This is a genomic window from Streptomyces dengpaensis (assembly GCF_002946835.1).
GTDB lineage: Bacteria > Actinomycetota > Actinomycetes > Streptomycetales > Streptomycetaceae > Streptomyces > Streptomyces dengpaensis.
In genome coordinates this window covers 2,237,723-2,249,585 of the sequence record NZ_CP026652.1, presented here as the reverse complement: position 1 = coordinate 2,249,585, position 11,863 = coordinate 2,237,723, and the positions used below count along the sequence as shown (strand labels likewise).

The 11,863-nt window shown below is 71.4% G+C and carries 7 protein-coding genes and 1 pseudogene; 7 read left to right on the top strand and 1 reads right to left on the bottom strand.

Annotation, left to right across the window (positions count from 1 at the left end):
- Positions 1-67 precede the first annotated feature (67 nt).
- The 7 genes and pseudogenes from C4B68_RS10160 to C4B68_RS10130 all read left to right on the top strand — a co-directional run bounded on the left by C4B68_RS10160 (position 68) and on the right by C4B68_RS10130 (position 11,217).
- Positions 68-1,861: a DUF4192 family protein gene (locus tag C4B68_RS10160; RefSeq protein ID WP_240634286.1), complete on the top strand. Its 1,794-nt coding sequence runs from the start codon at positions 68-70 to the stop codon at positions 1,859-1,861.
- Between the two features lie 726 nt (positions 1,862-2,587).
- Positions 2,588-4,445 (top strand): annotated as a pseudogene (locus C4B68_RS10155) (glycogen debranching N-terminal domain-containing protein); the annotation flags it as partial.
- A gap of 135 nt (positions 4,446-4,580) precedes the next feature.
- A complete protein-coding gene (locus tag C4B68_RS10150; protein WP_167459300.1) occupies positions 4,581-5,339 on the top strand; it encodes an NUDIX hydrolase in 759 nt (252 codons plus the stop codon).
- Positions 5,340-5,463: 124 nt separating this feature from the next.
- Positions 5,464-7,224, top strand: coding sequence for an ABC transporter ATP-binding protein (locus tag C4B68_RS10145; RefSeq protein WP_099503871.1), 1,761 nt, complete (start codon positions 5,464-5,466; stop codon positions 7,222-7,224).
- 162 nt (positions 7,225-7,386) lie between these two features.
- Entirely contained in the window at positions 7,387-8,274 is an 888-nt protein-coding gene (locus tag C4B68_RS10140) for a FadR/GntR family transcriptional regulator (protein WP_099503869.1), read from the top strand.
- 456 nt (positions 8,275-8,730) lie between these two features.
- A complete protein-coding gene (locus C4B68_RS10135; protein WP_099504015.1) occupies positions 8,731-10,266 on the top strand; it encodes an RNA polymerase sigma factor in 1,536 nt (511 codons plus the stop codon).
- Positions 10,267-10,398: 132 nt separating this feature from the next.
- Positions 10,399-11,217: a S1 family serine peptidase gene (locus C4B68_RS10130; protein ID WP_099503867.1), complete on the top strand. Its 819-nt coding sequence runs from the start codon at positions 10,399-10,401 to the stop codon at positions 11,215-11,217.
- 110 nt (positions 11,218-11,327) lie between these two features.
- Here C4B68_RS10130 and C4B68_RS10125 read toward each other — a convergent pair whose 3' ends face one another.
- A complete protein-coding gene (locus C4B68_RS10125) occupies positions 11,328-11,555 on the bottom strand; it encodes a DUF7455 domain-containing protein (protein ID WP_099503866.1) in 228 nt (75 codons plus the stop codon).
- Between the last annotated feature and the right edge of the window lie 308 nt (positions 11,556-11,863).

Genomic DNA, 11,863 nt, shown 5'->3' with positions numbered 1-11,863 from the left:
TCGCGGTCATGGTCAGGGTTATCCACAGGCCAAAGCGGAATTCCATGATCCGCGAGATGGTCACGGCATGACGAATCACGACGAAGCGGCAGGCAGGACCGGCAACGAGGACATCCGCGGTCGCGGCGGTCCGGACGGACGCGGCGGGTACGAGGGGTACGGCGGGGGCGGTGAGCGCGACGGGCAACGAGGGCCGGGCGGTCGGCCCGGGGGCGAGGGGCAGGAGCTGCTCGGCGGGCAGTTCGGCGACGGCGGGAACGCGGCGCGCTCGGGGCAGGGCCTCCTCGGTGTTCCCTGTGCCGACGGTATTTCCGGCGGTCCGGACGTTCCCGGCACCGAACCTCAGGTCACCCTGCGCACCCCGTCCGAACTGGCCGACGCCCTGCCCTACCTGCTCGGGTACCGCCCCGAGGACAGCATCGTGCTGGTCGCCCTGCACGACCGGGAGCGGCGCGGACGTTTTGGTGGCCGTGCGCGGCTCGGGATTCCCGTCCACGCCGAGGACTGGCCGTCCGCGGCCGAGCAACTGTCACAAGGGTTGGTGAAGGGAAGCGAGCGCAGAGGTGCCCGGCCCGAGAGCATGGTCGCCTACCTCTGCCAGGAACCAGGGAGTGGCGAATCGGGACGGGATGTCATGGAGCGTCTGCGCCCGCTCGCCCAGCTCCTGCGTACGGCGTGCGGCCGCCTCGACGTCCCGGTGGTCGAGGCACTCTGCGTCTCCGGCGGTCGCTTCTGGTCGTACACCTGCCCGGGCCAGGGGTGCTGTCCGCCGGAGGGCGAGGCGATGGGGCTGCCGGGGACGTCCGTCCTCGCTGCCGCCGCCACGTACGCGGGCCTCCAAGTGCGAGGATCGCTACGAGAATTGACGGCCAGGCTCCTTCCCTGGGAGACGCCGGACGCGCTGGAGCAAGAGGTCGCGCTCGACACGGCGAACACGGCCCTCGTCCCGAGGATCCTGGACGGTGAGAGCCGTGCGGCTGTGGCCGAGGAGACCCTCGAACTGGCCCGGCGGATCATGGGACGCCTCGCCGGCGCTCCACTTGTGTCCGGCACACGCCCGGCGGACCTGCGCGACGACGGACTCCTGGAACACGAGGAAGCCGCCACCCTGATCCTCGGCCTCCAGGACCGCACGACCCGCGACCGTGCCGCGGAGTGGATGGAGGGCGACGAGGCCGGTCCGGCCCTGCGTCTGTGGCGAGCGCTGGCCCGCCGCTGCGTAGGTCCCTACCGCGAGCACGCGGCGGCACCCCTCACGCTCGCCGGATGGGTCGCCTGGTCCACGGGCGACGAGCTGGAGGCCCGCGAGGCCCTCGCCATGGCGCTCGGTGCTGATCCCGACTACCTCTTCGCCCGCCTTCTGCATCAGGCGTGCAACGAGGGCCTGGCCCCCGAGTCCATCCGCCGCTGCCTGCGCGCGGAGCGCACGGGCCGTCCCTCGGCGGAAGTCGAGCAGCCCTCCGGCCGTCCAACGGCGGAAGCGGAGCAGCAGCCCTCCGGCCGTGCCTCGGCGGAAGCGGAGCAGCCCACTTGCCGTCCCAGCGCGGAAGCGGAGCAACAGCCCACCGATCCCGCGGCGCCGCTCTCGCTGGCCGAGCCGACGCTGGCCGATCCGATGCCGGGCGCCCGTCTGCCGGGCGCCGGGGCCACCACGCGACGCCGACGCCGGACACGCCCGGCGGGGAACGGTGGGGCTCGAACGAGTCGACGCAGCCCCGGGACAGCGAGCACCCGCCGACGCCGACCCATCGACGAGGCCTCGCCCGCCGGGGACGGACCAGGGCGCGCGGCCTGGGGCACGGGCGGGCGACCTCGGGTACGCCGTGAGGGCGGTCGGCTCGGCGCGGGGGAGGACACGTGAGTGTCGAAACTGCCGTGCGGGGAGGCGGATCGGGATCGGGCAGGCAGTGCCTTGGCTGCCCGCGGCCGGCCGATCGCGGGCGTCTCTTCTGCCGCACGCACGAGGGCCGGTTCCTTCGCCGTTTCGGTGGGGAGGGCAGCCACTGCGGGGCCGCGTCCGGGAGCAGTTCCCGCTGCCCGGACCGTGAACAGCGTGAACAGTGCCTCCACCGCCCGGACGAAACGCACTCCTCCCGATCCGCACGCGCCCACCGTGCGCCGGGTGACCGTGTGGCCTCCCCGCAGCACACCCATTCGGTCAGCTTCCCCGGCCGAGGGCATGACCCCGGGCAGGGCCGCTCCGTTCACCTGAGTGGCGGTACCCGTGGCCGGGCCGCGCCGCCGCAACGCCCCGGACCCTACGGAGTCCCCCACCCGGCGCCGACCGCGCTCCCCCCGCATCGAGCGCGGAGGAAGCTGTCCCATGTCCTTGCCCAACCCGTCCTCGGCCCCCGACGACGACCGTCCTTCCCTGCGCAAGAACGCGGAGCCCGTCACACGCCGGGGCGACCCGTCGGCCTCGCGCGCGGGAGGGGGCACCTCGCCGTCCTTCGGGGGAGCGGGCGGCCCCTCGGCTCCCCAGGCGCCGCTCCCCGTGGCGCGCCGGACCACCGACCTGCCGCCCGCCCACACGGCCCTGATCTGTGTGGCTCTGCCGGGCCTGGCGATCTCCTCGGAGCAGGGGCAGCTGACCGGCCGCGGGCTGGAGGGGTTCTACCGAGCGGGGCGGCGCATGCTCTCCCGCTGCCAGGTGCGGATCGCCGGCCGGGAACCGCTCGCCGTGCAGGCCCGTATGGTCGCGGCCGACCGAGCCCGCTTCGTGGGGACGCTGCGCGCGTCCTCCGACGCCGGCCCGGATCCGGACGTGGTCGTCGAACGGACGCGGTACGCGGACGGCACCGAGCGGCGGGTCACCTTGCACAGCGCGGCCCTTCGTACCCTGCGGCTGCCCGTCGAGGTCGCCCTCGGCACGGATCTCGCGGAACTGGGCTCGGTCGCCTCGGGCCGAGCGGGGCCCGAACTGCCCGCCAGCGTCCACGACTTCGGCCTGCGGTGGTCGTGCGCCATGGGGCACTCGGCGGTCACCGCAGACCCGCCGCCCAACGACGCCCTGGCCTCGCGGGACTGCTGCGCTGGGAGTTCGAACTGCCGCCGGGTGGTACGCGGAGCGTGGAGTTGCGGGTACGGCCGGTCGGTGCCTGGCCCGTCAGAGCGGTGGGACGCGGCGCGGCGAGCCCGTTCGCCCCAGCCCGGGCAGCCGGCGACGACCCCAGGGTCCGGCCGCTCCTGAACACCTGCGTCGAGGATCTCCACGCACTGCTGCTGCGCGACCCCCGGTATCCGTCCGACACGTACCTCGCGGCGGGGGCTCCCTGGCGGTGCGGCCTGGCACCGGCCGAGGCACTTGCCGCGGCGCGGATGGCGCTGTCGCGGTACCCGTCTCGCCGCGGGCACCCTGCGGACGCTCGCCCGCACTCAACTCGCCGGTCCGGGACCACGGTCCGGCCTGATTCCCGGACCGCGCCGGGACCGGGGGCCGCACCTGCCGCCGGGCTGCACGGCGACCGAGGCGACCCTGCTCTTCCCGGTGCTCCTCGCGGAGGCCTGGCGCTGGGGCCTGGCGGAGCAGGAGGTCGAAGAGCTGCTGCCCACGGCGGAGCGGTGCCTCACGCGGACCACCGTCGGCGACGGCACCTATCTGCCGGACCCGGACCCCGGTGGCCCATTCCGCCGCGAGACACAGGCGCACGCCCACCGGGCGGCACTGCTCGGCTCCGATCTGCTCGACGCGCGGGGGCGGCCGGGTGGTGCGGGGCTGCGGCAGTGGGCCCAAGAGCTGCGGACGGCGTTCCGCGACGACTTCTGGGTCGAAGACCGGAGCGGAGGCAGACCGGCCGCCGCCCGGACTCCGGATGGCCGCCTCGCGCCCCACCTGGGTTCGGGCACCGCCACCTTCTCGACACCGGACTGCTCGGCTCCGGAGTACTGGCTCCCGGCCTCCTCGACAAGATGCAGACCGAGCAGCTGGCGCGACTGCTCGGCGGCCCGGCCATGGACTCGGGCTGGGGGCTGCGCAGCCTGGGGGCGAAGGAGGCGGCGTACAACCCGTTCGGTCATCGCGCCGGTGCCGTGCGTGTGCAGGAAACGGTGACCGCCGTCGTGGGGCTGGCCGCCGCGGGCTACGAGAAGGAGGTGAGTTCGCTGTTGCGGGCGTCCTGGCGGCGGCCGAGACCTTCGGCCACCGGCTGCCCGAAATGTACGCGGGGGAGAAGCGTACGGAGGGAAGCGCCCCGTTGCCCCATCCCGCCGGCTCCCGTCCGGCGGCCGCGGCCGCGGCCGCCGGGGTCCAGCTGCTCACCTCCCTGGCCGGAATCCGCCCCGATGCCCCGGCCGGGACGGTGACCCTGCGCCCGGTCAGCGGTGCGCCGCTGGGCGAGATCGGGCTGACGGGACTGAGGATCTCGGGCGCCCCATTCTCCGTACGCGTCAGCAGACTCGGCCTCGCCATGGTCGAGGAGGCGGCCGAAGGACTGCAGTTGGGGGTGTGGCCTTGCGGGACGCGTCGCCCGGGCGTCGACCCACGGCGGCTGGTGGGCGCCGTACCCGACGGAAGTGGATCAACCATGGATGCGGCTCACGAAGGGAGTGTTTATCGTCAAGCAGACGACTATGATCGCGGCATGCCCTACGACCCGTCGGCCTTTCCGCCTTTCGCTGTGACCGTGGACCTGGTCGTGCTGACCGTGCGCCGCCATGCCCTGTGCGCGCTGGCGGTACGCAGGGGCGAGCAGCCGTTCCAGGGGCGGTGGGCGCTCCCCGGTGGCTTCGTACGGGCTGATGAGGATCTGGCTCAGGCCGCGGCGCGCGAGCTGGTCGAGGAGACGGGGCTGTGCACCCACGACCCGTCAGCGCCGGCGCAGGACAACGGCGCCCACCTGGAGCAGCTCGCGACGTACGGCGACCCCAAGCGTGACCCGCGGATGCGGGTGGTCAGCGTCGCCCATCTCGCGCTGGCCCCCGATCTGCCGGCGCCCCGGGCGGGCGGTGACGCCAAGAGCGCGCGCTGGGCGCCGGTCGAGGCGTTGCTGCAGCAGGGGGGTTACGGCCGCGAAGGCGAGCAGGCGGCGCCGCTCGCCTTCGACCACGCGCAGATCCTCTCGGACGGCGTGGAGCGCGCCCGGTCCAAGATCGAGTACTCGTCGCTGGCCACCGCCTTCTGCCCGACCGAGTTCACCGTCGGTGAGCTGCGCCGCGTGTACGAGGCGGTATGGGGGGTGGCCCTCGACCCGCGCAACTTCCACCGCAAGGTGACGGGCACTCCGGGCTTCCTGGTGCCCACCGGAGGCACGACCACACGCCAGGGCGGCCGCCCCGCCCAGCTCTTCCGCGCGGGCGGCGCCACGCTCCTCAATCCGCCGATGCTGCGCCCCGAGGTCTGACCGGGTTAGGGAACACAGGTTCCGGCCGTGGTGGCCGGGTTCTGCTGGCAGGAGGGGTGAGGCCTGTACGAGACGGGCCTCGAGGTGCCCGGAAAACCGGAAATATCGCGCTATCTTGCTGCGAGTGATCCAGGCCATCGGACTGACCAGCAACCCTCGTAAGGAGCTTCCGCCCGCCGTCGACGACGTGTCCTTCGAGGCGTGCGGCGGCCGCGTCACAGCGCTCCTCGGAGCCCCGGGCGCGGGCAAGACGACGGCGCTGAAGCTCATGCTCGAACTCCAACAGGGTCGCGGAATCACCTACTTCAGAGGCCGCCCCCTGCATCGGATCGCCCATCCGTCGCGTGAAGTCGGCGTACTCCTGGGCGAGGTGCCCGGCCACCCGGCGCGGACGGTCCGCGGCCAGCTCCGCATGCTGTGCGCCGCGGCAGGTGTGCCCGTACGACGTGCGGACGAAGTGCTCGAAGTGGTCGGCCTCGCCGGCCTCCGCGACGAACGCCTGGGCACGCTCTCGCGCGGCATGGACCGCCGCCTGGGCCTGGCGTGCGCGCTTCTGGCCGACCCGCACACCCTCGTCCTCGACAACCCGGCCGACGGCCTCTCCGCCGGCGAAGGCCGTTGGCTGCACGGGATTCTGCGCGCGCACGCGGCCCAGGGCGGCACCGTGCTGTTCACCACGGACGACCCCAAGGAGGCCGCGCGCAGTGCCGACCAGGTCGTCACGCTGGAGGAGGGCCGGCTCGTAGCAGACCAGCCGGTCGCGGACTTCGCCCGTACCCGGCTCCGCCCCCGGGTCGCCGTCCGCAGCCCGCACGCCGCCCGGCTCGGCGCCCTGCTGACCAAGGAGGCCCGTACCGCCCAGCGCTCCATCGAGATTGTCCGCGAGGAGGGCAATAGGCTCTCGGTGTACGGCAGCACCTGCGCCGACGTCGGCGAGACCGCCTTTCGGCACGGCATCCTCGTACACCAACTCGCCGACGAAATCGGCGACATGGGGCCCGTCGCAACGCCGCCCGCCGAGGGGGACGCAGACGCGACCGGCGAGCCGCGCCCGGCCGAGACGCTGACCGCGAACTCCCCGCCTCCTCTCCCGCCGCCCATCGCCGTACGCCCAGCCCCGAGCCCGCTGCGTCCCCTGCGCTACGAACTGCGGCGTGCCACCGGAGTCGGCACCGGCTACCTCACCGCGGCCGCCGTTCTCGTCACCTCGGCCCTCCTGTCCGTACTCCTCGCCAGAATCGGGCACACGCCCCAGCCGCGCCTTCTGGCCTCGTGGCCGCAAGGGCTTCCCCTGCCGCCCGCCGCGCTCGGCGCCGGACTGCTCGGCGCCATCGCCTTCGGTGAGGAGTTCCGCCACCCCGCCCTGGCCGCGGACCGCGGCACCGTCCCCCGCCGTCTGGGACTGCTCGCCGCCAAACTCCTCGTCGCCTCCGCCACGGCGCTGACGCTGGCCTTCCTCACCGTCGGATGCGACCTCGAAGTGCTCTACGTCGTCTACGGACGGGAGCTCACCGGAGTTCCCGCGGACTGGCTTTCTCTGAGTGCGAGTTGGATCGGTCTCGTGGTGGGCTGCGCCTGGGCGGGGGTGCTGGCCGCAGGGATCTTCCGGTCCACGACCGCCGGGCTCGCCGCGGTGCTCGCCGTGCCGACCGTCGTCGTACCGCTCGTACAAAAGGCCTTGGAAGGGCCATCTGTACGGAGCGCGGTCGGGTTTGCCGAGAGGCTGCGCGAGGTGGTGCTGATGCAGTGGCCGTTCGGGGGCGAACGTTTTCTGGCGGCCGTGGTGCGCGTGGTCGCTCAACCCGTGGGCGGCGCACTGATGTTGTCGCTCACCGCCCTGCTCTGCGCATATCTGCTCACGACCATGCGGAGCAGGGTCCGATGACGACCGTCCGCGTCCTTCCGTTCCCGCCGTGCGCGCAACTTCCCGGAGAAAGCCCATTTCTTTCCGATAAGGCGTCAATTGCGACGGGGTGAGCGATCACCCTTTCGTGTGCTTTTCACCAAAGACCTCAAGGGAGTTGGAGACAGCGCCGACAAAGGATCCGTGAGTACCCTTGCACAGACCATGATGACCGCCGCCCGCTCCGCAGACTCCGGCCTGGCCGGCCCGGGCGAACTCGACCGCTACCCCTATGCCGAGGCCTCGGGGGCCGACCGCGTGGGCGCCCCCGCGTGGGAGAGCGCGGACCCGGAGCTGGGCCGCGTGGGCCGCCGCGCCGCGGGCAGCCGCGGACGCGGGCTGCACGGCCAACTCGTCCAGCAACTGGGCCAGATGATTGTTTCCGGCGACCTCGGCGCGGACCGTCCGCTCGTCCCCGAGGAGATCGGCCAGCGATTCGAGGTCTCCCGCACCGTCGTCCGCGAGTCGCTCCGCGTCCTCGAGGCGAAGGGACTGGTCAGTGCCCGGCCGAACGTCGGCACGCGCGTGCGCCCCGTCAGCGACTGGAACCTCCTCGACCCGGACATCATCGAGTGGCGCGCCTTCGGGCCGCAGCGCGACGACCAGCGGCGCGAGCTGAGCGAGCTGCGCTGGACCATCGAGCCGCTCGCCGCACGTCTCGCGGCCGGGCATGGAGGCGAGGAGGTCCAGCAGCGGCTCGCCGACATGGTCGAGATCATGGGCCATGCCATGGCGCAGAGTGACTCGCTCACCTTCTCGCGGGCCGACTCGGAGTTCCACTCGCTGCTCATTCAGCTCGCCGGCAACCGGATGCTGGAGCACCTCTCCGGGATCGTGTCGGCCGCGCTCCAGGTCTCTGGCGGCCCCGCCACCGGCTGCGACCGGCCGAACGAGACCTCGCTGGGGCACCACGCCCGCATCGTCGACGCCGTCGCCGCCGTCGATGGCGCGGCGGCCGAGGCGGCCATGCGTCAACTGCTCACCGTCCACCCCGAGGTGGAGCGCGTGGTGCCCGCCCCGCGGGAGCACTGACCGCGCACCAGGCGCGCTGGGGGTGTGTGCCCCGTAAGGGCATCGCTTGGCCGGCGAACCATCTCCCGTCGGGACCCTGTCGGATCCTTCATGGACCTGACGGGGTCCGGCGGTGCGCGGGGGTGGTGAGCCATCGGTGCGGGGGCGGTGAGCCGCCGGTTCGGGGCGACGAGTCCCTCGACTGACCTCATCTGGCCATATATGGCCGTCTCTGACCGTTTTTGGGTGCTTACGGGGTGTGACTCGGGCCACGCAGATTGGGCGTAACGCTCCACGGGGCAGCGCGATGACCTAAGAGGTGACAGTCGAGGAGGGAATACAGACGCCGTTCACGGCGCTGTGCATCCTCCCGGCCCCCGCCCGCGCCGTCGGCCCATCCCCAAGTCGGCGGTCGTCGGCTCCTGTCCGCACTGGACGGGGCCGGAAGCCGTTTTCCAACGTTCCGAGAGGTTGTTCGTGTCGGCCAGCACATCCCGTACGCTCCCGCCGGAGATCGCCGAGTCCGTCTCTGTCATGGCGCTCATCGAGCGGGGAAAGGCTGAGGGGCAGATCGCCGGCGATGACGTGCGTCGGGCCTTCGAAGCTGACCAGATTCCGGCCACTCAGTGGAAGAACGTACTGCGCAGCCTCAACCAGATCCTCGAGGAAGAGGGTGTGACGCTGATGGTCAGTGCCGCGGAACCCAAGCGCACCCGAAAGAGCGTCGCAGCGAAGAGTCCGGCCAAGCGCACCGCCACCAAGACGGTGGCGGCGAAGACGGTGACCGCCAAGAAGGCCACCGCCACCGCCGCTCCGGCAGTGCCCGCCGCTGACGATCCGGCTGAGGACGCGTCCGCCAAGAAGGCCGCTGCCAAGAAGACGACCGCCAAGAAGGCCGTCGCGAAGAAGACCGTTGCCAAGAAGACGGCGGCCAAGAAGACCACCGCCAAGAAGGACGACGTCGAGCTGACCGACGACGAGGCGGTCGAGGAGACCCCGGGCAAGCCCGGTACCGAGGAGCCCACCGAGGACGGTGCGCAGGGTTTCGTGCTGTCCGACGAGGACGAGGACGACGCGCCCGCGCAGCAGGTCGCCGCCGCCGGTGCCACCGCCGACCCCGTCAAGGACTACCTCAAGCAGATCGGTAAGGTCCCGCTGCTCAATGCCGAGCAGGAGGTGGAGCTCGCCAAGCGCATCGAGGCCGGTCTGTTCGCCGAGGACAAGCTGGCCAACGCGGACAAGCTCGCCCCCAAGCTCAAGCGCGAGCTGGAGATCATCGCCGAGGACGGCCGCCGCGCCAAGAACCACCTCCTGGAGGCCAACCTCCGTCTGGTGGTCTCCCTGGCCAAGCGCTACACCGGCCGCGGCATGCTCTTCCTGGACCTCATCCAGGAGGGCAACCTCGGTCTGATCCGCGCGGTCGAGAAGTTCGACTACACCAAGGGCTACAAGTTCTCCACGTACGCCACCTGGTGGATCCGTCAGGCGATCACCCGCGCGATGGCCGACCAGGCCCGCACCATCCGTATCCCCGTGCACATGGTCGAGGTCATCAACAAGCTCGCGCGCGTGCAGCGCCAGATGCTCCAGGACCTGGGCCGCGAGCCCACCCCGGAGGAGCTGGCCAAGGAGCTCGACATGACCCCGGAGAAGGTCATCGAGGTCCAGAAGTACGGCCGCGAGCCGATCTCGCTGCACACCCCGCTCGGCGAGGACGGCGACAGCGAGTTCGGTGACCTCATCGAGGACTCCGAGGCCGTGGTTCCGGCCGACGCGGTCAGCTTCACGCTCCTGCAGGAGCAGCTGCACTCCGTCCTCGACACCCTGTCGGAGCGCGAGGCGGGCGTTGTCTCGATGCGCTTCGGTCTCACCGACGGTCAGCCGAAGACCCTCGACGAGATCGGCAAGGTGTACGGCGTCACGCGTGAGCGGATCCGTCAGATCGAGTCCAAGACGATGTCGAAGCTGCGTCACCCGTCGCGCTCCCAGGTGCTGCGCGACTACCTCGACTAGGCCTCGACCGTACGTCACTGAGGGCCCGGCTCCCGTAGGGGAGCCGGGCCCTCCGCGCGTGCGCGGAGTGCACGCCTCCGCGTACTGGATCACTCTGGGTGTTCCATGACCATCCCGGAGTGAGGAGCACGCATGCGCCGTCCCTTTGCCTCAGTGCTGGCCCTCGCGGCCGCCGCGGCCGCGATACCACTGGCGTCCCCCGTCCCCGCGGCGGCCGACGGCGTCGTCATCGGCGGCTATCCGGTCGAGATTTCCCAGAGCCCGTGGACGGTGGCGCTGTCCAGCCGTGACCGGTTCGGGGGTACGCGCGTGGGACAGTTCTGCGGAGGAGTGCTGGTCGGACCGTCCACGGTCCTGACCGCGGCCCATTGCCTGAGTGCGGATGTCCTGGGGGCGCCACCGCAAAAGGTGCGTGATCTGAGAGTCATCGCGGGCCGCGGGGACCTGCTGTCGAACGACGGCAAGGAGATCGCGGTGCGCGACACCTGGGTCAACCCGGATTACGACAGCCATACGAACGCCGGGGACTTCGGCGTGCTCACGCTCGCCACCCCGCTTCCCGAGAGCTCGGTCATCCGTATGGCGCCCTCCGGAGACCCCGCGTACGGGCAGGGTACGGCCGCCGTGGTCTACGGCTGGGGGGATACGACGGGCGCCGGTGACTACGCCCGCAGTCTTCGGGCCGCCGATGTGAAGGTGCTCCCCGACGCCAATTGCGAGCAGGCCTATCCGGGCAGCGCGGACGGCACGTACGAGGCGGCGTCCATGCTGTGTGCCGGACAGCTCGAGGGCGGACGGGACTCCTGCCAGGGGGACAGTGGGGGCCCGCTGGTCGCCCAGGGGCGGCTCATCGGCCTGGTGTCATGGGGGAGCGGCTGCGGGTGGGCTGGGAGCCCAGGGGTCTATACGCGGGTCTCGGACGTGATCCGGACGCTCGCTGCGAAACGCTGAGCGCAACAGGCGATGCGGTACGAGTGTGGGCGGTCACTCCCTGTGTCCACGGAGTGGCCGCCCCTACGCCGGCCTGGGAGCCGGCACTCGCTCGTCGTTGATGCGAAGTGTCAGCGCTCTTCTTCGGCGCTTGCCGGAACGGTCGTCAGCCGCTCCGTCTCGTCCTGTATCTCAGCGGCGATCTTCTTGAGTTCCGGCTCGAACTTGCGACCGTGGTGGGCGCAAAAGAGCAGTTCTCCGCCGCTCAGGAGGACGACGCGCAGATATGCCTGGGCGCCGCAACGGTCGCAGCGGTCAGCGGCCGTCAGCGGGCTCGCGGGGGTCAGAACAGTAGTCACGTCGCCTCTTCTCTAGCTCGACGAGCAGTCGTACCAGGGTCAACATCCAACCAGGCCGTAAACATTCCTGCTTGCGGCTTTTCCTGGAAATTTGCTTCCAGGGCGGCTGTCTGCTGCCGGGTGGCGGCGAATGGGCCGTATTACGTGTCTTCGTGTCTTACGGGTTCGCGCGGTCTGTCAGGGTCGGCCCTCCCGGCTGGGTTGCCGGTTGTTCATGAGGACGTGCCCGGAGCCTAAATGGTTCATGCCTGGAAGGGAACGTGATATGTACTTCACTCCATCGAGGGATCGAACACCCATGCGACTCT

What these genes read in the sequence shown, in the direction of transcription:
- C4B68_RS10150 (WP_167459300.1), top strand. Translation starts at nt 4,581, where the DNA reads ATGCCCTACGACCCGTCGGCCTTTCCGCCTTTCGCTGTGACCGTGGAC.
- C4B68_RS10160 (WP_240634286.1), top strand. Translation starts at nt 68, where the DNA reads ATGACGAATCACGACGAAGCGGCAGGCAGGACCGGCAACGAGGACATC.
- C4B68_RS10130 (WP_099503867.1), top strand. Translation starts at nt 10,399, where the DNA reads ATGCGCCGTCCCTTTGCCTCAGTGCTGGCCCTCGCGGCCGCCGCGGCC.